The following is a 22,594-nucleotide window of genomic DNA, read 5'->3' as shown; positions in this document are numbered from 1 at the left end:
CTTAAAGAGGATAAAAATGATTGTTGAGTATATTATGCCGTTCATTGATGGGATAGTGGACATATTTTCCCAAGGTGGAATTATCACATACATAATTCTTTTCGTTGGGGTTTATGGTCTAATTATTGCATTAAGGAAAATCGCATATCTTAGGAAAATTAGTAAAGTTGATACAACCGAGATATTTGGTGTTGTAACTGCTTCTATGGAAAGGGGCGGAGCTGTTGAAGCTTTAAAACAAATTAATGGTTTTAAAAATCCTATTTCTAAAATTATTTCAGAAACCTTAAAAATCGGTTACAAGAACAAAACCGAAGTAGAGGAAAGTATGGAGCAGATTTTCATTGTTGAGGTTGCTAAGATGACCAAAGGTTTAAGCACCATCAAGACAATCACAGAACTTGCTCCGTTTTTAGGTTTGATTGGTACTGTTATCGGTATCTGGATGACTTTCAAATCATTAGGAGTTCATCCTGATTCTGCAGCAATGGCTGAAGGTATTTATGTTGCTTTAACTACCACAATTATGGGTCTTTTAGTGGCCATTGTGCTGTTGCCTACATATACTTACATCCAAGGGCTTATCGAAGCGGAAATGGATAAGATTGAACTTGCTACAAAAATGACCAATTGGGGTTATGCAGTAGTTAAGGTTAGGGTAGATTCCAATGTGGAATGTGCGCTTGAAGCTTTACAGGAAGCGGAAGGTGTTGTAAATACCAGACTGATATCTGATCCTTATGCCAATATCAAGGTTTCGTTTAAACCAAGTATGCTGGATAAAAGTATTGCGAATATTATTTTAGAGAAATGTAATGTTAACGCTGAAATTACTGAAAGTAAGCTAAAACAATAGGTGATTAGATGGCTATTGATGTTAGAAAACATAAAAAGAAGTTTTTGGATCAAAAACCTAGTATTAATTTAGTTCCTTTCATTGATATTCTTTTCACAATAATGATTTTTTTAGTTGTTACAAGTAATTTTTCAGCTACTGATGTTCAAGCTGACACTGCCGACGATTTAGATCAGGGCACTGGAAAGCCTAATGTCACTGATGTTTCCGGTGACCAGGAATATTATGTTGTGCCTGTTGCTAACTTGCATAAAGTTACAGTTAACGGCCAAGACCGGTCGGATGCGATAGCGGGCAGTGCAGTTGGTGTTCAAGCAAGAGTGATTGATGAAGGACAAGTCATTATTAAACCTGGTGAAATCGTGATTGAAACACCTCCAGGAATTTCCGTTGACCAAGCTGTCCAACGTCCAGAAGTTTAATTTGAGGAATGAAAATGTATACAGGAAGAATTTTATCAAGTGGTATGAATAGTGAAGGTAAACCTTTTGTAGCTTATAGGGTATCAAGCAGGTCATTTCCAAATAGGAGATGTTTAGGATTTGATGATAGCGCATCTATTGTTCCAAAAGAAGGTTTTGAAAATGATATCTACCAGAGCCCATATATAGCATACAATAGTGTTTGCATCGTCGATGACAAGGCTGTTGTATCCAATGGATCTCAAACCGACGTTATAGCAGATAAATTGGCTGTAGGGATGAATATCAGGGATGCTCTTGCATATTCATTGCTTACCATGGATTATGAAAAGGATGACTATAACACTCCAAGGATAGCCGCTGTTGTAACAGCCAATGCCGAAGAGGACAAATATGAATGTTACATAGGTATTGTCAACGATAAAAAAATATTAGTTGAAGAAGTGCCATTTGGTGAAGCGGCATTCATTTCAACTTACGGCAGTCAGGTGCCTGATAAGGTTGACTTCGAAGCCAAAACATCAACCGAAGCTGCAAAATATATTTTTGATGAAGGTGTTTTTGCCAACTATGAAAAACCGGTAACCTCTTGTGCTGCTGTTTTTGATGGAGAATGGACTATTGATGTCTATAATCCATAATTTTTCTTTTTTTTTAATTGTTTTAGATGATTATTATGAGTATTGAATTATTTGGTTTAGAGGATATTCCCATTATTGATGGGAACAGTGACATCTCAATTATTATTAAAGAGGCTATTGAAAAGCAGGGCTGCAATCTGGTCCATGGTGACATAATTCTGATTGCTGAGACCTTAATTTCCAAAGCCGAGGAGAATTTCATCAGATTGGATGAATTGACTCCATCTGATGAAGCCATTGAATTGGCTGAAAAGGCAGGAAAAGACCCAAAAATTGTTCAGGCCATATTGGACCAGTCAAATGAGGTTGTTCGTGTTGGACCAAATTTCATCATCACTGAAACAACTCAAGGTTTTGTCTGTGCAAATGCAGGCATTGACGAGTCAAACGTCGGTGACGGTCTTGCAACCCCTATGCCTAAGGATGCCGACAAGTCCGCCCGTGAGATTCGTGAATTCTTAGAGGATGAGTTCGGTGAGGAAATTGCAGTCATCATCACTGACACTCAAGGCAGGGCTTTCAGATTTGGAGCTATAGGAACTGCCATAGGTTGTTCTGGAATTTCCCCAATCTGGAAAAGGGTAGGAGAGAAAGACTTATACGGCCGTGAACTGGAAACAACCGAAATCGCAACCTGCGACGAATTGTCTGCTGCAGCATCACTTATAATGGGACAGGCTGATGAGGGCCTGCCGGTTGTTATTATACGCGGATTTGACAGTTTTGACCATTTGCGTAATGTGGATTCAAACATCAAACCGGTTTTAATGCCAAAAACAGCAGATGTATTTAGAAAATAGGTGAGTATCATGATTACTGTTTTATCAGGAGGAACAGGGACCCCAAAATTATTGCAAGGAATCAAGGAAATCGTTGACACTAAGGAGTTGACTATAATTGTCAATACCTTGGAAAATGACTATTTCTCAGGCGTTTATGTTTCAGCGGACATTGACACTGTATTATACACAATGTCTGACATGATCAATGATGAGTTCTGGTATGGCGTCAAGGGAGATACCTTCATAACCCATGAAAGGCTTGCTGAGATCGGATGTCCCGAATTGCTGAGGATAGGGGACATTGACCGTGCAACCAAAATCCAGAAAACCCAATTGATGGAAAAGTATGGCCTTGCAAGGGCATGTGAGATTCAGGCGAAAAACATGGGCATAGAATCCAGAATAATTCCAATGAGCGAAGAGGATTCTGAAATCACAATCGTTTCAGATATCGGAGAGCTGGAGTTCCATGATTTCCTAATCAAGCACCAGTCAGAACCTGAAGTTCTTGACTTGAGATTTTCCAATGTGGCTCCGTCCGAAGGGGTTGTCGATGCAATTAGGAATTCAAAGGCAGTAATTATAGGTCCATCAAATCCAATCACTTCAATATTGCCGATATTATCTTTAGAAGGCGTTCGTGAAGCGCTTAAGGACACCTATGTCATTGCAGTTTCACCAATCATAGGTTCTGATGCGGTTTCAGGTCCTGCAAGCAAGTTCATGAAAGCTTTGGACATTGAAGTTTCATCAGTCGGTGTTGCAGATTTATACAAAGACTTTTTAGATAATATTGTTATTGATGATAAAGATTCAAATTTGGAACCACAATTAAAGCAAATAATTAATAAGGTAACAATTACAAATACAATAATGAATAGTTTAGGTGTTAAGAAAAATTTAGCACAAATTATTATAGATAGTATTCCTTAGGAAAGAGGCGAATATTAAATGATACAAATGACATTAATACAAATTGACAATTATGGTCCATGGACTGTTACTCCTAGGCCGAGAACTGAATCTGATTTACAAATGCTTCAAGCAAATCTATTTGCTGATTTAAACAATCATTTTGGTAATAAAAAAGGTCTTGTTTTCTTTACAAGATTTGACAATTTATTAGCTATTTCAAATGGGCTTGACGAAGAAGACCACTTAAGAATCCAAAGGTCAATTAGAAACAGATACCCAATTACCATAAGTATGGGTGTAGGCGCAGCTGAAACCCCTCATGAAGCTCAAAAATTAGCAACAATCGCTCTTCAAAAGGCAGGAAGCGCTCAATCTGGAGAAAGAAAAGAAATTTTAGCTGTAGATAGTTTAGTAAGTGAAGAAGACAGTTTCGTTCAAGCGGCTCACATTGACATTAACAGCGTAACAGAAACCTTAACTGATATCGAATCAGCTTTTGATACAAGTTTCATGGTCAACAAAGCTCAACATTACTTAATGACCAAATTAATCAAGAAAGGAGCATTGCTGTTCTTCATCGGAGGAGACAATTTCATGTCCCCATGTAACGGATTATCCGAACAGGATATTGAAGATATCATGGTGGAAATCGATGAGGAAATAGGCATCAAACTTAAAGCAGGTATAGGAAGAGGTAAAAACGCTGAAGATGCTGCATACATGGCCGATATTGGTCTTGAAGAAATCCGTGCCCATAACAATGAAATGTGGACATGGGTCATTGAAAAGGAATACTGAGGAAATTTCATGTTGAAAGTAGTTGCTCCCATGGCTGGAATAACTGACGCTGATTTTTTAAATAAGGTTATTCCACAGGGTTTTAATGTAGCTACTTTAGGCGGATATAGTTTGGATGAGCCCACTATTGAAGCCAGTAAGAAAATCATTGAAAGGGGAAGGAAGGAATTCGATTTTCCCTTGGATGAAATCTTTACACACATTGAAAATGAAGTAAATTCAATTAAGAAAGTTCACGGTAATGTAAAAGTTTCAGCGAATGTGCGATCAACAACTCCGCAGCCAATAATTGAAGTTGGGAATATTGAAAATTTGGATATTGTTGAAATTAATTGTCATTGTCGCCAGGATGAAATTGTAGCCATTGGCTGTGGCCAGGAAATGCTGAATCGTGCAGATTTAAAGGATTTTATCTCACAAGTCGTTGATAATGTTGGAAGTGAGGTTTCAGTCAAGATTCGTGCAAATGTTGATGGAATCGATACTTTAAAAATTGCAAGTCTGATTGAAGATGCAGGTGCTGACTACTTACATATTGATGCCATGAAAAAAGGTGTCTTTGAAGCGGACTGGGAACTTTTGCGAAATATTTGTAATAATGTTAATATTAAGGTTATTGGAAATAATTCCGTAAACTCACGTGCAAATCTTGAAAAAATGATTGACACTGGAGTTGATGGATTTTCAATAGCTCGTTCAATCATTTCCGGAAATTTAGATTTTAATATTACTGATTTTTAAAAAATTTAAAACAATTGTTATTAGTAAATCTTATTAATGGTTTTAAATAAAGATAATTTCAATAGGTGATTACATGGATTTTATAACTCTTAAGAATATTACCAAAACTTTTGATGGTGTTGATGTTCTTAAAGATATTAATTTAAAGATTAATGAAGGAGAGACTTTAGGTATATTGGGACGTAGTGGAAGCGGTAAATCCGTTTTAATTAACATGCTTAGGGGTACTAAAGAATACATGCCTGATGCAGGTAATATTATAATGAATATTGCGGTTTGCCCAGATTGTTTGGCTGTAGAATCCCCATCTCATGCTGGCGAGAAATGTCGTTGTGGTGGAACTTATGAGGCTAAGGAAGTAGATTTCTTTAATGCAGAAAGGAAATTATTCGCAAGCATTAAAAGAAGAATTTCCATCATGTTACAACGTAACTTCGCTTTGTATGATGAAGAAACAGTTATTGAAAACGTTATGAGAGCAATGCCTGAAGGCGTTGAATATGAAGAAGGTTTATATGCCGCTTTAGAATTATTGGAAATGGTTCAGATGAACCACAGGATTACTCACGTTGCCCGTGATTTAAGTGGGGGAGAAAAACAAAGAGTAGTTCTTGCAAGACAATTGGCTAAAAATCCAATGATGTTTTTAGCAGATGAACCAACAGGTACCTTAGACCCTCAAACTGCAGTAAAACTTCATAATACATTAAAAGAAGGTGTCAAAGATGAAGGCATCACTATGTTAATCACATCTCACTGGCCAGAAGTAATGACCGAACTTGCAGACAATGTAATTTGGTTAGAGAATGGTCAAATTAAAGAAGAGGGAGATCCACATGTAGTTGTCGACCACTTCATGGAAACAGTTCCTGTTCCTAAAAAGCCTGAAATTCCAGAGTTCGGTGAACCGGAAGTTGTGCTTGAAGATGTTAAAAAGCATTATTACTCCATTGAACGTGGTGTGGTCAAGGCTGTTGACGGAATTAACCTCACAATTAATAATGAAGAAATATTCGGTATTGTAGGTTTAAGTGGTTCCGGTAAAACAACCACTACCAGAATGCTGATGGGATTAACCGAACCAAGTAGCGGAGACATTAAAATCAAGCTTGGTGATGAATGGATTGACATGACCAAAGTCGGACCGCTCAATCGTGGCCGTATCATGCCTTACATCGGTTTGTTGCACCAAGAATATTCATTATATCCTCACAGAACAATCTTAGGTAACTTAACTGATGCTATCAGTTTAGATTTGCCTGCGGAATTTGGTAAAATCCAAGCTATTCATGCTTTGGTAACTGTAGGATTTGACGAGAAGGATGCTACTTTGATTTTAGAGAAATATCCTGATCAATTAAGTGTAGGGGAAAAACATAGGATTGCTTTGGCACAGGTTTTAATCAAGGAACCTAAATTAATCATTTTGGATGAGCCAACAGGTACTATGGACCCTATTACTCGTGTAAATGTTACTGACTCAATTTTAAAAGCTCGTGCTGAATTAGAACAAACATTCATCATTGTTTCTCACGATATGGATTTCGTATTGGATGTTTGTGACAGGGCAGCCTTAATGAGAGGAGGTAAGCTCCTTGATGTGGGCACTCCTGAAGAGATTGTTGATCAGTTAACTCCTGATGAAAAAGAAGACATGCTTAAAGAAAGATAGTTTTGGTTGTAAAACCTAACATCTTGCGAAAACAATTTGATTATTGTTTTCCTATTTTTTTTATTTTTTTCCAGTTTGGACAGAATTTATCCATTAGTTTTTTAAAGTTTTTTCCATGATTGAATTCAATCAGATGGCACAGTTCATGTATCATAACATATTCTAAAAATTCTTCATCTTTTTTTGCAAGATTCAGGTTCAATGTGATTCTGCCGTCCTTTTTGCAGTTTCCCCAATTTTTCATTTTGCGAACGGTTACGCTGGTGGGTGTTCTCCCAACTATCCTTGTGCATTTGTCCAAAACAGGAGGAATCGCCTTTTTCAACTCTTCACGGTAGAATTCATCCAGAATGTTTTTTCTTTTCTCGATTGTGCTTCTTTTAGGAACAGGCAGGTAAATGATTGACTTTTCCTCATCCACCAGAACATTCTTGACATTGTTTTTGATGAGTTGCAGGGTGTATTCCTTTCCCCAGAGGTAGTGTGTTTCCCCATTGACGTATTTCAATGGGGCCTTTATCTTGTTTTGCGAAATCAGCTTTTGCTTTTCCAAAATCCAATCCTTGCGTAGCCTGATGAACTCAATGATTTCGCCATCGGATACGAACAGTGGCGCCGAAACCTTGACTTCACCGTTTGGCGGTAAGACTCGAAGGTACATGTTTTTAATGTTTTTGCGATATAATGTGATGGTTATTCCTTCGATTGAAATTATTTCTTTTCCCATATATTAAAATAAGTAAATGATGTTTAAAAACGTTATTATTAATAATTTTATTTTTTCCATCTGTGAATTTAAAGTTTAAATTATCTTTTATAAAAAAGATTATATATTCAAAGTTTAAATAAATTATATTATTATTTTATGATTATAAGGAGAATTGAACTTAAATTTGGAGGATTGTTATGACTTGGGAAGATGCACCATCTCATATTTGTAGAGGGGGAGATGTAAGAGGACTTGCTTTTTGCTGCCCTCCAGTTAAACCATGCCCTGTCTTGAACGCATTACAGGAAGTTAATTTAACCCCACAAGAGTTTGTGGATATCAAGATTCAATTTGGAAGAGAAACTAGATTAGGCGAAGGAGCAGGGACCTGTTTTGGATCACTTGTATGGTGTTGCAAACCATCAAAGCCTTGCCCATTAAGGGACATGACTTTAAGAAATATGGGAATGAGTCATGACGAGTATTTGGATTTAAAAAAACAGTTATCTGAAAGATTGGTTGGTGTCAAAAAACCTAACCCTGATGAAAGAGCAGAAGCATTGGCAGAAACATTCAACGTCTCAAAAATAGAAGCCATGAATGTTTTGACCGAATGCAATAATGATTTGAGAGCTGCTGTAAAAGTTTTACATGCAAAATCTCTTGAAAATTCTGATTAAAATGGATTGGACTTCTCTTTATTTAAAAACATCAAATCTAAATGTTTTTATTTTAGGCACCGGCGAGGTTGCAACAAGAAGGGCCAACAAGTTTTTGGACCATGGCGCATCAGTTAAATTGGCGGGAAATCAGATTTCCGATGAACTGAAGGCCAAAGGTGCAATACTATGCTCCACCGACGATGTCGATGAGCTGGTCGATTGGTGTGATTTGGTTGTAATCGCCAGCGGTGATGAGAAGTTATGCGATTATGTTTTTAAGATTTCCGGCGATAAGCTAATCAATCGTGCGGATTATCCTCAAGAGGGCAATGTCATTGTCCCGACAAGCTTCAATATTGGGGATATTGAGATATCTATTTTTACAAATGGCAAAAGTCCATTGATGGCAAGACAATTGCGAAAGAAAATCCAATCAATAATCACTGAAGAGGACATTTTGGAGATTGAACTTCAGGATTATGCAAGAAGCCGTTTAAAAGACATCATCGATGACCAAAAGGAGCGAAGAACTTATCTTTACGAAATCCTTGAGGATGATGAGATTAACGCCATGATTAAGAATAAGGAAATCGGTAAGGCTAAGGATTATATTGATAATTTAATAAGGGGATTACAGTGATACTTAATTTAAGAGTTGACCATAAGATTGCGGACATTCAGTCCATGGAAAACATTTCAAAGGATATGGATGATCTGTTTCAGGAATTGCAGGAAAAATATTCAATTGGAGAGTATGTTGAGATTTCAACATGCAACAGGAAGGAATATTACATTAACAATGATTTCATTTCAGAGGATGATGAATTGCTGTCTCACGAAAATCAAAGCATCATAATTGAATATGGTCAATCCGCCGTTATGCATTTGCTCAGGATGACTTCAGGTCTGGAGTCAATGATTGTTGGTGAAGACCAAATTTTAGGCCAGGTCAAGGACGCAAAGCATAAGGCTGCCAAGAATCATCACTGTGGCAAATCTCTCGATGCCATTTTCACAAAGGCGATTCATGTTGGACAGGTTGTACGAAACAAGACCAATATCAATAAGGGTTCAGTTTCAATAGGTTCGGCAGCAATCGATTTGGCTGAAAAGCATATCGGCACCCTTGATGACAAGTCAGTTTTGGTTATTGGTGCAGGTAAAATGGGCAGATTGGTTGCCAAGGCTTTGGCGGAAAAGGATTTACACGCCATTTTTGTTGCTAATAGGACTTATTATGTTGCGGTCCAGTTGGCTGAGGATTTGGGCGGTGAAGCTATTCTGTTCAATGATTTGGAAGAGTATTTGGCCAATGCCGATTTGGTGATTAGTGCCACAAGTGCTCCCCATCCGATTATCACCAAGGAACGTCTTTTAGGCATTGATATGGATTATGAAGATGTTATGATGGTTGATATTGCCAATCCTCGTGATATTTCCGATGATGTGTGTGAATTGGGCGTCAAGTCATTCAACATTGATGACTTGAGGGAAATCGCCGATGAAAATACTAAGCTCAGAATCAAGGAATTCGGTGAAGCCGAAAACATCATCAATGATGAGTTCATTTTACTCAAAGAATCGTTTAAAATAATGGAAGTTGATGAACTTCTTGGTAATTTAAGAGCATCTATGGAAGAGATAAGACAACGTGAAACTCAAAAAGCAAGTGCGAAGTTGTCTAATGTAGATGGCAGTGATAAAATATTAAATAATTTAACAAATTCCATTGTAAATAAGATATTTTTCGACATTTCAAAAAACGTTAAAAAAGCTGCAAAAGCCGAAAACACCGATGTCCTCGAAGCAGCCCAATATATTTTCGATTCTGATTAGGGTCTTATTCAAACATGCCCTTGATGTCGGAATCTTTAATTTTCATATTATTTAATGCGTATTCAACGTTTTGCATAGTGATGATGTCGCAGTCATTGGATATTGCATTGTGAAGGGAGGTCTTAAGAATCTTTTCCTTAATGTCCCTGCCGGACAGTCCCTTGGTCAATTTAACTAATTTTTCTAAATCTAAATCATAATCCAAAGGCATGCTTTTAAGGTTGTTTTCCATAATGGTCAATCTTTCATTTTCATTAGGCAATTTAAATTCAATTTCCTCTTCAAATCTACTTTTAACTGCTAAATCAAGACTTGAAGGGTTATTTGTAGCGCCAATGGTTATGACAGACTCATTTTCATTGATTCCATCCATTTCAGTCAAAAGGGAATTGACAATTTCGGAAACGTCTCCCCTAAGTGATTGGAATGATCTGTGAAGTGCAATTGCATCAATCTCATCTATGAATATTATTGATGGAGCATTTTCAGATGCCTTTTTAAACAGGTCCTGTATTTTGGATGAGGAATCACCGACATGCTCCCCAATAAGGGATGTTGCCTTAACCAGATACAATGGAACCTCAAGCTCGTTTGCAAGCGCTTTGACAAGCATTGTTTTACCGGTACCTGGAAGTCCATAAAACAGGATGTTTTTAGGAGCCCATGGTCCGAAACGTTCAGGGTCTTCAAGATATTTTTTTATGACCTTAATTTTTTGTTTGGCATTTTCCTGGCCGACAATGTCTGAAAGGTGGACATTTGATTTGATTTTATTGTCATTTTTCTTATCAATCTCGTCGGTAATAATCTTGATTTTGGTGTTTTCAGTAATTATTGAGTTATTAGGTTTTGCGGTCACGATTTCAAAACCATAATCCGGAATAATTTTCTGGTCGAACAGGTGTGACTTCTCACGCACAACCAGGCCCAACCACTGGTCACGGGCATATTCCTCAAATAGTTTGGTGTTGGTAATCTCTATTTCACCATCCATCAGATTGAATTCGAAAGGGTATCCTACAGGTTTCACAACAACTAATTTGGCAAATTCTTTGTTTTCATTTTCGGTTATTTGCAGTTTTTGGTTGGTTGTTTTAATTTCCAGTTGTTTGTTGTCACTTTTCAAATATTTCCCCTCCTGAATTTTATCATATTCATAACATTTGTTTTAATAATTTAAATACTTAGTGAAATATACTAATTTAAGAGGTTGATTCATGAGTTTCAGAACAAGAAGAGTGTTATTCATAACTCCCTTTTACATGCTGTTTGAGTTTTTCCTGCTTAAATATATCTTTTTATTGTTGGGAGGATTGGATGATGCCTACATTTTAATTTTAACAATAATTATTGGTTTGATTCACTTCATGCCAATGCTGTTCGAGGCTCAAAAGTCACGCAAGATTACAAGGTTCCTCTCGACAGTCAGTGGAGTTTGGATGTGGGCTTCAGTAATTTTTCTGATAGACATCATTGTCATTTATCTGATTGGCTCATTTGTCGATTTGTCATTTGAAATGAATCTGGCGCTATTGGCTATTGTCCCAATTTTGGGAGTTTACAACTATTACAAGGCCCATAGGTTGATTGTCAATGAAAAGGTCATAACATTAAATAATCTGGAGAAAGACATCAACATCGCCCATTTGTCAGATGTGCATTTCGGGTCTGTCCGCCACAGGCAGATTACAGAGCTGATTGCTGATAAATTGAAGGAACTTGAAGACACCTGTGAGCTAGCAATCATCTCAGGAGATCTGGCAGATGGCTCATCAATAGTTGAAGAAAATGATTTTGAGGCGTTAAGTGAGGTTAGCATGCCAATAATATTCACTCCGGGAAACCATGATTTTTATCCAGGCATCAAAAACGTCATTGAAGCCTGTGAGAATGCGGGAATTATAGTCTTGGACAATGATTCAATTGAATTGAACGGTTTGAACATTTTCGGATTGACGTTCAGTTTTGGGGATAGGGAAGTTCCGCAAATCGATGAGTCATTGATAAGAGATGATATGGTCAATATAATCAACTATCATGTGCCGTATAAGTGGAAGGAGTTTTCAGATTTGGGCTTTGACATTCAGTTGTCCGGTCACACTCACGGAGGGCAGTTCTATCCGATGGTATGGTTTGCAAACAGGATGTTTGAATATAACATTGGACTGTTCAAAAACGATTTGGGAAAATATATTCATGTAACGACCGGTGTAGGTTCGATGGACACTCCAATGAGATGGGGAACCGACAGTGAAATCGTGGTTCTGAAACTCAGGAAACCATGAGTAAGTTTATATAATTCATATGGGAAATTATAAGTATATGACTTTAGAGGACAATCACAATCATTTTTGCATTTACTGCGGTGCCAAATTAGACCCTGGCCAACATTTCTGTTCACAGTGCGGAAAGGAGGTCTACCACGATCCCGAACCGCAAAGGGTTCACATGCCTTCCAAATATGAGGAGGAAGTTGACAAAATCGAACAGGAATATGAATTAAAGCAGAGGAGAGCCACTGAGCTTGTTGAAAAGCTTTTTGACCCATCACACATGTCATACCAGAAATTCACAGCAACCATCAGGAAATCCAATGGAATGTTTGACAATCAGCTGACCGTTGCAAGAAAGATGATTGAATTGGATGACGGCGAAAACGCCATTGTCGAAAAGGAGATTGAAAACAAGATAGTCACCTTGAACGCTTTCATTGACAAGATGGAAGATTTGATTAATGAGCTTGTGATTCAGTTAAGTTCAAATAAGGAAGATGATGATGATATTAATGCCCTTTTCAAGGACATGGATGATTTGATTGATTCCGTAAAGGATTATTAGAGGTAGTGGTTACCTCTATAATATTCCAACCGCTTCTAACATGGATTGTATACCTAAAATAATGATGGCCAGACCACCGATTATTTCGATATAATCTGCATATTTTATAGCTACTTTTGTACCGTAGGTACCAATCAATAGCCATATTATGACCAGTATTATACTTAATGCTCCTAAAATGTATGGGTTGACATGGGCTACGGCTCCCTGAGAAGCAAGAATCAGGTTTTCTATGTTTCCAAAGATGAGAAGTCCTGTAAATGGAGCATAATCTTTCCAGTTAACCATTTTATGCACTTCCTTTGGATCTGATGTTTTTTACCGCTCCTACAACGGACTGGATACCTAATATGAAAATTGCAAGTCCTCCGATGAAGTTGATGTAATTTGCATATTGCATTGCCACATCGGTAGCTACTGTTCCAATAAACAACCATACTATTACCACAAGAATACTCAATCCTCCCAAAATTTTTGGGTCGACACCGTTGACAACTCCTTGTGAAGATAATATGAGGTTTTCGATATTTCCAAATATTATTAATCCTAAAAATGGCATGTATTGTTCTAACATTTTTTCACCTATTCATATTAAATTCTCATAAATCTCTTTCATTCTAAGTGAATCCTCATCCCTCAATGGGGTTTCACATATAATATTCGCATTCCAACCATTATCTATCAGGACTGACAGCAAGTCCTTGATGTCTGGGCCGTACTCATCGCTTTCAGCTAATGTGTGATGCTTCACTTCACCGCCCCTTCCGTATTCTATTGTTGTATAATGGCAATGTAGGATGTCAATGTCCAATTTGTCTTCAATGGTGGAAAATATACAATTATAATCTTCTTTTTTGTTCAGGAAACCTCTTCCACGAGCGTGAACATGTGCAAAATCAATTGTCGGCTCGAAATGATCAAAAGTGGCACACAATTCAACAACCTCTCCAACATTACCGAGCTGTGTCCTTTTGCCGGTTGTTTCGGGAGCAAAGGTAAACTCCTCAATGCCTTCGGCTTCAAGTTCCTCAAACAGTCTGTTGACAGTCTGTTTGGAGATTTCCATGGCCTTTTCAGGCTTCCTGTTCAGGTATGCTCCAGGGTGGAACACAAGCCTGTAGGCACCCATCCATTCTCCCGCACGTGCGGCGGAAATGAGGTGGCCAATGCTTTTGTCAATCTTCTCCTCTTCCTTTGCACACAAGTTGATGTAGTACGGGGCGTGCATGGAAACCAGAACGTCATGCTTTTGGGATTCTTCCTTCAAGGTTGTTGCGGCGGACTCCCCAATCCTCACCCCATAAGGGGATTGGTATTCATAGGAGTCAAGCCCTTCCTCGTTGATGTATTTTGGAGCCTTATATGCGGCACCCTTATAGTTAATGGGACTTCCTGCCGGTCCAAAAAGCACTCTATGTTTCATCTAAATCAAAAAAGAAATAAAAAGGGAATTTAGAATATTCCCATGGCTTTGTTAGTTTTAGCTATTGATTTTTCGTTGTCACTTTCCATTTCTAAAAGTGCACGAATTGCATCAATGTTTTCAGGTATTACGTCTGATTCCTGGTGTACTGCTTGCATGTAGAATAACTCGTTGCCGACAACATTAATGGATTCTCTCCAAACAGGAATTTCGTATAGGTCATTCCTGTTTCTTCCAAGCTCTTTGGCATATTCCATTAACTCAGCGGTAGAGCCTAATCCTTCTTCGGCGGATACGACAATTACTCTGGAACGTTTTTCCAATGCCTCAATGATTTCTTCGGTTTCAACATCGTTGTTGATTTCAACCATGATGTTGTGTTGGTGCATTAAGGTTGTTGGCACAAGCAATGCCATTGTTGTCACATCAATGCCTTTCATAACGGTTTTAACGTCAGGACCGTGGTGTGAAGGTACTTTTGGAGGATTTGGAACAATTGCATTGATTGGTCCTTTTTTGATTTCAGATGGGTCTGATCCTCTTCTGACCATCACTGCCCTTACCTTCTTGATGTCAGCTATCGGGTCAATAGTTGATAATGTACGGGTCAAACCGGTAGTGTTACAGGACACTACACGAGTGTAGTCTGCACCGTATGAGTCATCATAATTGGAGATGGCGTTAAATGAAAGACCGGTTAACTCATGGTCTTCCCCACCTTGATAAATTGCCTTTACTCCAGCTTTCTTATACATTTCAAGGTTTTGCGGACCGATGCTTCCAGGAGTACAGTCAACAACTACGTCTGCCTCTTGAATCATTTCCTCAACGGTTCCGGCTATTTCGATTCCGGCATCTTTAAACATTTGTTCCCTTTCAGGAATTCCAATGTATAATGGATAGCCTTTTTCTTCAACAGCGGTTCTTGCTTCATAGTTAGGTCTAGTTTTACTTACACCCACTACTTTCATATCATCTTGAGCAGCTACAGCATCAGCCACTCTTTTACCGATGGTTCCATAACCATTAATTGCAACAGTTTTCATTTTAATCCCTTTTTTATTATAATAATCAAAGATTATATGAATAAAAATCTGTTGCTTAACTTATATAAAATTTGATATTAGGTTTTGGATTAGATTAACTATTTATGTAATTGTTTCCTAAAATGGGATTATGGAACTAAATTATGCTGTGGAAGGTGACGGCGAACCCTTGGTGTTCATTCATGGACTTTCTGATAATCTGTTATATTGGGAAGCGTTGGCAGCCGCACTCAGGAAAGAGTTTAAGGTGGTCCGATTTGACTTGAGGGGCCATGGCAAGTCCCTATTGGGAGAGGATGAGATAAGCATAGGCACCTATGCCAATGACTTGAAATCACTTTTGGATGAGTTGGACATTACAACAGCAAACCTTATTGGATTTTCATTGGGGGGTGCAATTGCAATGGATTTTGCACTTAGATTCCCGGATTATGTGTCCTCATTGGTGTTGATGTCAACTTTCTATAAATGTGATGATGATTGCGCTGCGGTGTTTAGCCAATTCATTGATGAACTGAATCTCTCCTTTGAAGACTTTTTCGAGTTCATGCTGCCGAAAGTGCTTTGTCCCGATGTAATTGAAAGCAATAGGGAGGAGCTTGATTTTCTAAAGCAAGCTGCTTCAAAAACAGCCAATATTGAGGCATACAAAATGGCAACCGAAGCATGCTTCAATTTCGATGTTGAAAATCTGTTGTCGCAAATCAGGGTTCCAACGTTAATTTTGGCAGGAAAATACGATGAGATTTTTCCAAAAAGCATTCAGGAAAGCCTTTCGGAAAAGATTGAAAATTCAAAACTGATTGTTTTTGATAATTTAAAGCACAACCTGCTTGTTGGTAAAAACAATGTGGAAATAGTTGAGATATTAAAAGAATTCTATAAAAAAAGATAAGAAAAGTAGAATTATTCTACTTTGAAACCAGCCTCTTCGACTGCATCGTTAATGTCAGCATCACTTACGTCGCCAGACATTGTGATTGTGGTAATTCCTGAATCAAGGTCTGCTTTTGCATCTTCAATTCCGTCAACGTCTTTTAAACATAATTCAACAGCATTTACGCATGATGGGCAGTGCATACCGACTACTTTAATTTCTTTTTCAGCCATAATAAATCACCTTTTATCGATAGTTAATATTATGTCATAGGCTTATTTAAAGTTTTAGTTATGCCTAACTTTTGAGGGTTCCTGCAGTCTTTTTTGGAAATCTTGTAGTTCACCAGTGTTGAGGAGTAAACAATCACGATAACAGACCCGATGTTGTGAATCAATGCCCCTTCAATCGGATTTAAAAGCCCTAAAATAGCCAATGCCATTGCCACAATGTTCAGGGCCAATGCAAATGCGATTCCTGTGCTTATCACTTTAATGGACCTTCTTGCAACTGCAATCAGTTGGGGAACATCATCTATATTGTCATTGACCAATGTGATGTTGGAGGCATCAACGCTGATATCGCTTCCGATATTCCCCATAGCTATTCCGACATTTGCCTTTTTCAGTGATGGGGCATCGTTTATGCCGTCCCCAATCATTGCAACCTTGTGGCCAAGAATTTGCTCTCTTGCGATATATTCGGTTTTGTCTTGGGGCAAACAGTTGAATTTAACGTTTCTGATTTTTATCTTTTCAGCTATGTATTTGGCTGTTTTTTCGTTATCCCCTGTCAATAATGTTGTTTTTATCCTCAATCCTTTTAGTCTTCTTATTGTTTTGCTGGTGTTTTTTCTTAAGGTGTCCGCAAGGTATACGCAGCCAAGGTATTCGCCATCCTTTGCAACATATATTTGGATTTCTCCATTTTGACATTCTGCAATACCATCCAGCGGAACATTCTCTGATTTTAAAAGTTTTTTGTTTCCCGCAATTATCCTTGAGCCGTTGATGCTTCCGCTCACTCCCTCTCCTATATGGATTTTAAAGTTATCCACTTTAGCTAGGTCATTGCTATTGTAATGTTGGACTATGGCTTTAGCCAATGGATGTTCTGATTTTGATTCAAGGGATGAAATTAGATACATCATTTCTTCAGGATTGTCTGAGGTGACATTAACAACTTTTGGAGTTCCATTTGTCAAGGTTCCAGTTTTATCAAATATCAGTTCATCAACATGGGCCAATTCTTCCAGGGATTGTCCATCTTTAATGAGAATTCCGTATTTTGTCAGATTGCCGATTGCAGCCATGATTGCGGTTGGGGTGGCCAATACCAATGCGCATGGACAGAATACAACAAGAATTGTCACTGATCTGATTATTTCAAATGTGTATAAGTATGTCAGAACTGATGCGGCAAATGCTATTACAACAATCAATGTCGCCCATTTGTCCGCAGTCCTGACGATTTTTGCATTTTCCGGTTTGGAGGATTCCACCAATTTGATTAGTCGTTGAAGAGAACTGTCTTGGCTGATTTTTGTTGCTTTCATTGTAAATGAACCATAAAGATTTATGGTTCCGCTGTATATCTCATCATTTTCCTTTTTATCTATCGGCAGGGATTCTCCAGTCAAGGTTGATTGGTTAATTGAGGCTTCACCTTTAATTATGATTCCATCAGTTGGAATGCTTTCTCCAGGAAGCACCTTTAAGATATCTCCGACTTGTACATTTTCAACAGGTATTCTTTCTTCAATTCCATTCCTTATTCTTGTTGCAAATTGATGGGTCATGTTGGCAAGCTCTTTTATTTTCACCTGTGTTTTTGACACGGTGTATTCCTCTAAAAATCCCCCAATCGCCATGATTGTTGCAATTTCACCGGCAGCAAAAACCTCGCCAATTATTATTGATGCTATGATTGCTATTGAAACCAGCAAATTCGCTTTTATGTCAAATTTTGTAACCAGTCCTTCGATACATTCCTTAAATATTGGTATTCCACAAAGGATGACAGATATCCAGGAGATATAATCGAGAGATAGGACAAAGCTTGTAATTAAACTAATTATTGAGATTGATATTAATGTTATGTCTATTATTTGGTATTTTGTGAATCTCATTTTAAACACCCCATGGTATAAGTATACCCCATAGGGTATAAGGTTATTTTAAAAAAAATTATAGCCTTGAGTAGTATTCCAAAATTGATGAAATGTCACTTATTGCTTCATCGGAATCCTTGTTCTCAATGGCTTCCTTTACGCAATGTTCCAAGTGTCCTTCAACAATAATGTGTCCGACTTTATGTAATGCTGATTTTGATGCATTTACCTGCATTAAAATCTGTTCACATGGAATGTCCTCATCAATCATACGATCAATTGCATTCAATTGTCCGATTATCTTTTTAAGTCTTCTATGTAAATTTGCACTATCCATACATTCTTTCAAAATAACACAACCTATACCTACTAGGGTATATTGCCGTTATAGTATATAAAGATATCTAAAAAAATAATGAAAAAATAAAAAAAAGTAAGGAGGAAAATTTCAAGCTTATGCTTGATTTTCCATTTCTTCAAATTTAGCTGGGAAATAAGTATCTACAACATACTCAAGCCCATACTTGGAGAAAGATTGCTGTTCTGCTTTCTTACCGATCTTAAGCATTTTCTTAATTTCAGTTTGCCAGAAATCGCCTTTATACCTTGGGTCTTTAGAAAGCTCTTTAAGCCTTAGAACGTCAACATCTTTGAGTTTATCAGTAGGTAGGTCGTAATTGATAATGTCAGATGCTGTTACTCCAATGAATTTAGCGTCAGGAGTAGCTAAGTCATGGTTAACGTGAGCTAATTTTGCACTTCCGGAAATAATTACCTGTGCAATGTGGAATCCCCAAGGGTCTCCGTCGTTACAGATGTATACTGGTAAGTCAAGTTCAGTGTTAACCCTTTTAATGAATCTTCTTGTAGCACGAGCGGCTTGTCCTTTAAGCCCAACGATTAAACAGTTAAATCTTTTATGAGCGTTTTCCTGAACCAACCTGTGGAACATTCCCATGGTTTCCACAGCCAATACCTTATCTACATTACAATCAAGGAAATCAACCTGGTCAATTGTTGGGGAGATTGTATATCCGGATTTTCCCATTTTTGAAGCATTAACTTCCACTTCATCGAAAAGGGTAAGGTCTCCATATACTGATGCTCCGTCTTCCTCAGGCATTAATCCTAAATCTTCACGGGTGGTACCTAAAGTTACTTCCAGGTCTTCACCGACGATGTTGGATTCCTGCTGGTTTTTGAAACTGATTCCCCATCCTTCGGAAACATAATACATTTCCCTGATGGTAGCGGTCTTTTCCCTTGCAACCAAGTCCTTACAGAAGTTAGCAACGTAAACCATTTGGCCCAATTTTCTGATTTGCTTTACATTACCTAAAGATCTTCTTCCGTATCTGTCACCTAATACGTAGTATCTTTTAGCATCATCGTAAACAATGTTTCCGGTACCTCTTGATGGAACTTTGAGGTTAGGAACTTTATTTTTTTCTATCTCTTCAATAATCTCTTGACCTAAACCTTTAAGTTTATTGTAGGTGTATTCTTTCCTAAGTTCTTTATGTGATTTTTCTTCTTTCTTTGCTTTAGCCATCTAAATCACCTATTCCTCAAAATCATCATCCGCATCATCATCAATGAAATTATCTAATGTGGAGTTGCCTTGTTCAACAACATGTCCGAACTCATCAACCTCTTCCATGATGATTGCATCGTATTCTTCTTCTTCCTCTTCTTCCTCAACTTTCTCACCAAGCAATTCTGCAAGAGCCCTTTTGGTAACTTTTGCAAGCACTTCTTGGTATTCGGGAACTCCGGTTTCACCAAGTTTTGCAGCTTCTTCAATAATGACAGGAACGTATTCCTCGAATACTTTGGAACGTTTTTCCTTTTCTTTGGCTGCTCTTTTGGCACGGATATGTTTTTGTAATTGACGAGCCAATTTCATGGTGGCCTGTCTGATTTCATGAACGATTTCAGGTTCAGGTGAAACACTTTGCTTACCTGTTGAAAGGTAAGGCACTTGAGTTGAAATAATATTGACAAATAATGTTAATGGAGTGTTATCCATGTCTTTAAGACCGTAACGTTTCCAATCAATACTTTTGAGCGCTTCAGTAATTGCACAGCTTCCTGCGTCAAATGTCAGTGGAACCCTGTTTGCGAATCTCATGATTTCAGATTTTCTTTTCTCATTGACGACTCTTCCGGAATTTCCACCATAAGCAAGACCTGCTTCAATAATGAATGAAACACCACCTGCATAGGTTACAGGTTTTCTTGTGATTGTTGTTACAAATTCAGGATGAAGGATTTGTTTCATACCTTTTTCTATTTGTTCGGATCCGATTGGTATAAGTCCGTCTGTTGGCGGTGCCATGAATTTCATTTTCTTAAAGCAGTGAACGATAGCTTCTGCTTCAGGGAATGTCATGGCTTTTGGACGTTTGTTCATGTCAATTCCAGTCATTTCCGCTATTTCATCAACCCTTTTTGCGGACATCCTTGACAATGATGAAGTTAACATACTTTTGTATCTTCTGCTGTCTGTGTTTTTAGCCATTGTCATTAAATCGTCAGCGCTTACACCTTTAGGGTGAGGCAATACTTCTTTTGGTTGTACTGGTACAACGTCAGCCGCCCTTTTAAAGATGTATTTGTGTCCTGATGGGTCTCTGAATGTGATTTTTGCATGTGGGTTTCCAATCATGGTTCTTCTGATGTATTCAAAAGCACCTTGTTCTGCAAGAGAGTATGAAACATCCTTGAATTGTAATTCAATGCATACTCCAGTACTTTCAGCAGGATAGTCTTCCCTTTCCATTAGAATTCCACGGTTGTTTTCAACATCCATTTGGAATTTCATTTTCACTCCTTTAATTTCATCCCCTTCCTTGTAGCATGAAATTACACGAGCAGGCTTACCTGTAGTCATTTGTGATAAGAGAACACAACCACTACAACCTAAACCTTGCTGTCCTCTGGATTGAATGTTTCTGAATTTTGATCCTGCAAACATCATACAGTATACTTGCATTACGTAATCTTCAGGAATTCCTGGACCATTATCCTTGTGTCTTAAGATATAATGTTCCTTGTCAACACGCTTTAATTCGATGTCGATATCAGGCAATATTCCTGCTTCTTCACATGCGTCAAAACTGTTTGTAATCAGTTCGTGGAATACAATAGTTAAAGAACGAATTTTACCGGTGAATCCCAACATCTGTTTGTTTTTTCTAAAGAACTGGGATGGGGTTAACCTGTCAAAGTCTTCATCCCAATCAATACCTTGTTGAGCCAAAATTTTTCCTCCTTAAATTTGTATGTTTAAATTTATTATATGAAGTATATTTAAATAAAGTGAGAGAGCATTTGGAAAGTAATATTTTTACCCTACCCTATCTGTCTTGTTTAAATATATGGTAAAATAATAATTTTAAAACATGTAGAAAATATGGTATTTATACTACAGTATCTATATAAGTTGGTCAAAGTATATAAAACTTTTTAAGTATTACTATAATAGTTATAGCAAAACATCATTAAAATTGATAGGGGGTTGTAATATTTCTTTGATGGACAATATTTGCATAATCAATTTTTGATTTTCAAAAAATAGAAAAAGTTGTATGATGGGGGATAATTGTTTTGCAATAAAAAAATTAGGAGAGTTAACTCCTAATAGTCCTTTTCATCAAAGTCGATGCCGTCCTTAAATTCGATTTTGTCATCATTAATTCCGACAAGGTCCTTGAATTCTCTCATTTTCAAGTCTTCTTTCTTATGTTCCAAGAATCCGTAAACTGACTTGTGTCTGGATCCGTTTAGAATCATCTCAATGGCTTCCTTTGCAACCATGATGTTGTCCATTTCCCCAATAAGTGAAACAGTTTTACCGTAGATTGCCATGTCAACTTCGGCCATTTCCATAATTATTTCACGTGTCTTGCCGTCTTTTCCTATAATTCTGCCCTTGTGTCTTGCAAGTGCCTTTTTGGATTTGCCGATATATAATGGTAAACTGATTACCTCCAGGTAAATGTCGTCACTTATAAGCTTAAGAGCAACTTCCGGGTTAAATCCACGTGCTACTGCTTTAACAATATGATTTGCATTCCAGACCCCTAACGGGTCTTCCATGTCATCTCTAGGTGTAATGTAAACTGTGCCTTCATCACTATCGATATCGAGGATGGTTCCAGTTGCTTTTTCAATGGATTTTTTAACGCTACCATTGCTTCCTATTAATGCCCCCACTCTGTTTTGAGGTATTTTCAAATAATCTGTTTCTGGCATAATTATCAC

General features: G+C 37.7%; 26 protein-coding genes and 1 pseudogene. 14 read left to right on the top strand and 13 right to left on the bottom strand.

Annotated features, from left to right (window positions below; translation table 11 throughout):
* Positions 1–16 precede the first annotated feature (16 nt).
* Both MBBTH_RS07040 and MBBTH_RS11245 read left to right on the top strand, forming a co-directional pair.
* A complete protein-coding gene (locus tag MBBTH_RS07040) occupies positions 17–856 on the top strand; it encodes a MotA/TolQ/ExbB proton channel family protein (RefSeq protein ID WP_116592348.1) in 840 nt (279 codons plus the stop codon).
* A gap of 8 nt (positions 857–864) precedes the next feature.
* Positions 865–993, top strand: a pseudogene (locus MBBTH_RS11245) (ExbD/TolR family protein); the annotation flags it as partial.
* Between the two features lie 30 nt (positions 994–1,023).
* On the opposite strand, the gene MBBTH_RS11240 reads toward MBBTH_RS11245, so the two are convergent.
* Complete coding sequence (locus MBBTH_RS11240; protein ID WP_369333585.1) at positions 1,024–1,374, bottom strand: SET domain-containing protein-lysine N-methyltransferase; 351 nt, start codon at positions 1,372–1,374, stop codon at positions 1,024–1,026.
* Here MBBTH_RS11240 and MBBTH_RS07030 point away from each other — a divergent pair.
* From MBBTH_RS07030 to atwA, 6 genes are all read left to right on the top strand, one after another.
* Positions 1,293–1,919 carry an IMP cyclohydrolase gene (locus MBBTH_RS07030; RefSeq protein ID WP_116592346.1) on the top strand — a complete coding sequence of 209 codons (627 nt, stop codon included), beginning with the start codon at positions 1,293–1,295 and terminating at the stop codon, positions 1,917–1,919. The genes MBBTH_RS11240 and MBBTH_RS07030 overlap by 82 nt on opposite strands.
* A gap of 26 nt (positions 1,920–1,945) precedes the next feature.
* Positions 1,946–2,719 (top strand): coenzyme F420-0:L-glutamate ligase, encoded by a 774-nt coding sequence (locus tag MBBTH_RS11005; RefSeq protein WP_207773347.1) that lies wholly within the window; start codon positions 1,946–1,948, stop codon positions 2,717–2,719.
* Between the two features lie 9 nt (positions 2,720–2,728).
* The gene (gene cofD / locus MBBTH_RS11000) at positions 2,729–3,634 is read left to right on the top strand and encodes a 2-phospho-L-lactate transferase (RefSeq protein WP_207773345.1); all 906 of its coding nucleotides are present in this window, start codon (positions 2,729–2,731) and stop codon (positions 3,632–3,634) included.
* A gap of 18 nt (positions 3,635–3,652) precedes the next feature.
* Entirely contained in the window at positions 3,653–4,414 is a 762-nt protein-coding gene (locus MBBTH_RS07020) for a GTP cyclohydrolase III (protein ID WP_116592345.1), read from the top strand.
* 30 nt (positions 4,415–4,444) lie between these two features.
* Complete coding sequence (locus tag MBBTH_RS07015) at positions 4,445–5,155, top strand: MJ0144 family RNA dihydrouridine synthase-like protein (RefSeq protein WP_116592478.1); 711 nt, start codon at positions 4,445–4,447, stop codon at positions 5,153–5,155.
* 73 nt (positions 5,156–5,228) lie between these two features.
* Positions 5,229–6,827, top strand: coding sequence for a methyl coenzyme M reductase system, component A2 (atwA, locus tag MBBTH_RS07010; protein ID WP_116592344.1), 1,599 nt, complete (start codon positions 5,229–5,231; stop codon positions 6,825–6,827).
* A 40-nt stretch (positions 6,828–6,867) separates the two neighbouring features.
* Here the strand turns inward: atwA and MBBTH_RS07005 are convergent, their stop codons facing one another.
* On the bottom strand, positions 6,868–7,554 hold the full coding sequence (locus MBBTH_RS07005; protein ID WP_116592343.1) for a M48 family metallopeptidase: 687 nt from the start codon (positions 7,552–7,554) through the stop codon (positions 6,868–6,870).
* A gap of 179 nt (positions 7,555–7,733) precedes the next feature.
* Between MBBTH_RS07005 and MBBTH_RS07000 the strand changes: the two genes are divergently transcribed.
* Genes MBBTH_RS07000 through hemA form a run of 3 tightly spaced genes read left to right on the top strand, consistent with a single transcriptional unit; the run spans position 7,734 to position 10,034 of the window.
* Positions 7,734–8,216, top strand: coding sequence for a methanogenesis marker 9 domain-containing protein (locus MBBTH_RS07000; RefSeq protein WP_116592342.1), 483 nt, complete (start codon positions 7,734–7,736; stop codon positions 8,214–8,216).
* Between the two features lies 1 nt (position 8,217).
* Positions 8,218–8,838 carry a precorrin-2 dehydrogenase/sirohydrochlorin ferrochelatase family protein gene (locus MBBTH_RS06995; RefSeq protein WP_116592477.1) on the top strand — a complete coding sequence of 207 codons (621 nt, stop codon included), beginning with the start codon at positions 8,218–8,220 and terminating at the stop codon, positions 8,836–8,838.
* Entirely contained in the window at positions 8,835–10,034 is a 1,200-nt protein-coding gene (gene hemA, locus MBBTH_RS06990) for a glutamyl-tRNA reductase (protein WP_116592341.1), read from the top strand. Before MBBTH_RS06995 ends, hemA begins: the two co-directional genes overlap by 4 nt.
* A 4-nt stretch (positions 10,035–10,038) precedes the next feature.
* Here the strand turns inward: hemA and MBBTH_RS06985 are convergent, their stop codons facing one another.
* Complete coding sequence (locus MBBTH_RS06985; RefSeq protein WP_116592340.1) at positions 10,039–11,160, bottom strand: AAA family ATPase; 1,122 nt, start codon at positions 11,158–11,160, stop codon at positions 10,039–10,041.
* 91 nt (positions 11,161–11,251) lie between these two features.
* Between MBBTH_RS06985 and MBBTH_RS06980 the strand changes: the two genes are divergently transcribed.
* Both MBBTH_RS06980 and MBBTH_RS06975 read left to right on the top strand, forming a co-directional pair.
* Positions 11,252–12,319: a metallophosphoesterase gene (locus tag MBBTH_RS06980; protein ID WP_116592339.1), complete on the top strand. Its 1,068-nt coding sequence runs from the start codon at positions 11,252–11,254 to the stop codon at positions 12,317–12,319.
* Between the two features lie 37 nt (positions 12,320–12,356).
* Positions 12,357–12,872, top strand: coding sequence for a zinc ribbon domain-containing protein (locus MBBTH_RS06975; protein WP_165814046.1), 516 nt, complete (start codon positions 12,357–12,359; stop codon positions 12,870–12,872).
* A 15-nt stretch (positions 12,873–12,887) separates the two neighbouring features.
* Here the strand turns inward: MBBTH_RS06975 and MBBTH_RS06970 are convergent, their stop codons facing one another.
* Genes MBBTH_RS06970 through MBBTH_RS06955 form a run of 4 tightly spaced genes read right to left on the bottom strand, consistent with a single transcriptional unit; the run spans position 12,888 to position 15,341 of the window.
* Positions 12,888–13,160, bottom strand: a complete 273-nt coding sequence (locus tag MBBTH_RS06970) for a hypothetical protein (RefSeq protein ID WP_116592337.1) — start codon at positions 13,158–13,160, stop codon at positions 12,888–12,890.
* Position 13,161: 1 nt separating this feature from the next.
* Positions 13,162–13,446 carry a hypothetical protein gene (locus MBBTH_RS06965; RefSeq protein WP_116592336.1) on the bottom strand — a complete coding sequence of 95 codons (285 nt, stop codon included), beginning with the start codon at positions 13,444–13,446 and terminating at the stop codon, positions 13,162–13,164.
* Between the two features lie 12 nt (positions 13,447–13,458).
* The gene (locus tag MBBTH_RS06960) at positions 13,459–14,295 is read right to left on the bottom strand and encodes a TIM barrel protein (RefSeq protein WP_116592335.1); all 837 of its coding nucleotides are present in this window, start codon (positions 14,293–14,295) and stop codon (positions 13,459–13,461) included.
* A 29-nt stretch (positions 14,296–14,324) separates the two neighbouring features.
* On the bottom strand, positions 14,325–15,341 hold the full coding sequence (locus tag MBBTH_RS06955; RefSeq protein ID WP_116592334.1) for a phosphorylating glyceraldehyde-3-phosphate dehydrogenase: 1,017 nt from the start codon (positions 15,339–15,341) through the stop codon (positions 14,325–14,327).
* A 130-nt stretch (positions 15,342–15,471) separates the two neighbouring features.
* Here MBBTH_RS06955 and MBBTH_RS06950 point away from each other — a divergent pair, with 130 nt between their 5' ends.
* Entirely contained in the window at positions 15,472–16,236 is a 765-nt protein-coding gene (locus tag MBBTH_RS06950; protein WP_116592333.1) for an alpha/beta fold hydrolase, read from the top strand.
* An 11-nt stretch (positions 16,237–16,247) separates the two neighbouring features.
* On the opposite strand, the gene MBBTH_RS06945 is transcribed toward MBBTH_RS06950, so the two are convergent.
* The 6 genes from MBBTH_RS06945 to MBBTH_RS06920 form a co-directional block, all read right to left on the bottom strand.
* A complete protein-coding gene (locus MBBTH_RS06945) occupies positions 16,248–16,451 on the bottom strand; it encodes a heavy-metal-associated domain-containing protein (protein ID WP_116592332.1) in 204 nt (67 codons plus the stop codon).
* 29 nt (positions 16,452–16,480) lie between these two features.
* A complete protein-coding gene (locus tag MBBTH_RS06940) occupies positions 16,481–18,346 on the bottom strand; it encodes a heavy metal translocating P-type ATPase (protein WP_116592331.1) in 1,866 nt (621 codons plus the stop codon).
* Positions 18,347–18,404: 58 nt separating this feature from the next.
* Positions 18,405–18,677 (bottom strand): metal-sensing transcriptional repressor, encoded by a 273-nt coding sequence (locus MBBTH_RS06935; protein ID WP_116592330.1) that lies wholly within the window; start codon positions 18,675–18,677, stop codon positions 18,405–18,407.
* 105 nt (positions 18,678–18,782) lie between these two features.
* On the bottom strand, positions 18,783–19,880 hold the full coding sequence (locus MBBTH_RS06930) for a DNA topoisomerase IV subunit A (RefSeq protein WP_116592329.1): 1,098 nt from the start codon (positions 19,878–19,880) through the stop codon (positions 18,783–18,785).
* Positions 19,881–19,889: 9 nt separating this feature from the next.
* The gene (top6B, locus tag MBBTH_RS06925) at positions 19,890–21,590 is read right to left on the bottom strand and encodes a DNA topoisomerase VI subunit B (protein WP_116592328.1); all 1,701 of its coding nucleotides are present in this window, start codon (positions 21,588–21,590) and stop codon (positions 19,890–19,892) included.
* Positions 21,591–21,967: 377 nt separating this feature from the next.
* Positions 21,968–22,585, bottom strand: a complete 618-nt coding sequence (locus MBBTH_RS06920) for a KH domain-containing protein (protein WP_116592327.1) — start codon at positions 22,583–22,585, stop codon at positions 21,968–21,970.
* Positions 22,586–22,594 lie beyond the last annotated feature (9 nt).

The sequence above is a fragment of the Methanobrevibacter thaueri genome (assembly GCF_003111625.1).
Taxonomy (GTDB): domain Archaea; phylum Methanobacteriota; class Methanobacteria; order Methanobacteriales; family Methanobacteriaceae; genus Methanocatella; species Methanocatella thaueri.
This window is presented reverse-complemented; position numbering and strand designations above follow the sequence as displayed.

What these genes read in the sequence shown, in the direction of transcription:
- MBBTH_RS07040 (WP_116592348.1), top strand. Translation starts at nt 17, where the DNA reads ATGATTGTTGAGTATATTATGCCGTTCATTGATGGGATAGTGGACATA.
- MBBTH_RS07030 (WP_116592346.1), top strand. Translation starts at nt 1,293, where the DNA reads ATGTATACAGGAAGAATTTTATCAAGTGGTATGAATAGTGAAGGTAAA.
- MBBTH_RS11240 (WP_369333585.1), bottom strand. Translation starts at nt 1,374, where the DNA reads ATGACCTGCTTGATACCCTATAAGCTACAAAAGGTTTACCTTCACTAT.
- MBBTH_RS11005 (WP_207773347.1), top strand. Translation starts at nt 1,946, where the DNA reads ATGATTATTATGAGTATTGAATTATTTGGTTTAGAGGATATTCCCATT.
- cofD (WP_207773345.1), top strand. Translation starts at nt 2,729, where the DNA reads ATGATTACTGTTTTATCAGGAGGAACAGGGACCCCAAAATTATTGCAA.
- MBBTH_RS07020 (WP_116592345.1), top strand. Translation starts at nt 3,653, where the DNA reads ATGATACAAATGACATTAATACAAATTGACAATTATGGTCCATGGACT.
- MBBTH_RS07015 (WP_116592478.1), top strand. Translation starts at nt 4,445, where the DNA reads ATGGCTGGAATAACTGACGCTGATTTTTTAAATAAGGTTATTCCACAG.
- atwA (WP_116592344.1), top strand. Translation starts at nt 5,229, where the DNA reads ATGGATTTTATAACTCTTAAGAATATTACCAAAACTTTTGATGGTGTT.
- MBBTH_RS07005 (WP_116592343.1), bottom strand. Translation starts at nt 7,554, where the DNA reads ATGGGAAAAGAAATAATTTCAATCGAAGGAATAACCATCACATTATAT.
- MBBTH_RS07000 (WP_116592342.1), top strand. Translation starts at nt 7,734, where the DNA reads ATGACTTGGGAAGATGCACCATCTCATATTTGTAGAGGGGGAGATGTA.
- MBBTH_RS06995 (WP_116592477.1), top strand. Translation starts at nt 8,218, where the DNA reads ATGGATTGGACTTCTCTTTATTTAAAAACATCAAATCTAAATGTTTTT.
- MBBTH_RS06980 (WP_116592339.1), top strand. Translation starts at nt 11,252, where the DNA reads ATGAGTTTCAGAACAAGAAGAGTGTTATTCATAACTCCCTTTTACATG.
- MBBTH_RS06975 (WP_165814046.1), top strand. Translation starts at nt 12,357, where the DNA reads ATGACTTTAGAGGACAATCACAATCATTTTTGCATTTACTGCGGTGCC.
- MBBTH_RS06970 (WP_116592337.1), bottom strand. Translation starts at nt 13,160, where the DNA reads ATGGTTAACTGGAAAGATTATGCTCCATTTACAGGACTTCTCATCTTT.
- MBBTH_RS06965 (WP_116592336.1), bottom strand. Translation starts at nt 13,446, where the DNA reads ATGTTAGAACAATACATGCCATTTTTAGGATTAATAATATTTGGAAAT.
- MBBTH_RS06960 (WP_116592335.1), bottom strand. Translation starts at nt 14,295, where the DNA reads ATGAAACATAGAGTGCTTTTTGGACCGGCAGGAAGTCCCATTAACTAT.
- MBBTH_RS06955 (WP_116592334.1), bottom strand. Translation starts at nt 15,341, where the DNA reads ATGAAAACTGTTGCAATTAATGGTTATGGAACCATCGGTAAAAGAGTG.
- MBBTH_RS06950 (WP_116592333.1), top strand. Translation starts at nt 15,472, where the DNA reads ATGGAACTAAATTATGCTGTGGAAGGTGACGGCGAACCCTTGGTGTTC.
- MBBTH_RS06945 (WP_116592332.1), bottom strand. Translation starts at nt 16,451, where the DNA reads ATGGCTGAAAAAGAAATTAAAGTAGTCGGTATGCACTGCCCATCATGC.
- MBBTH_RS06940 (WP_116592331.1), bottom strand. Translation starts at nt 18,346, where the DNA reads ATGAGATTCACAAAATACCAAATAATAGACATAACATTAATATCAATC.
- MBBTH_RS06930 (WP_116592329.1), bottom strand. Translation starts at nt 19,880, where the DNA reads ATGGCTAAAGCAAAGAAAGAAGAAAAATCACATAAAGAACTTAGGAAA.
- MBBTH_RS06920 (WP_116592327.1), bottom strand. Translation starts at nt 22,585, where the DNA reads ATGCCAGAAACAGATTATTTGAAAATACCTCAAAACAGAGTGGGGGCA.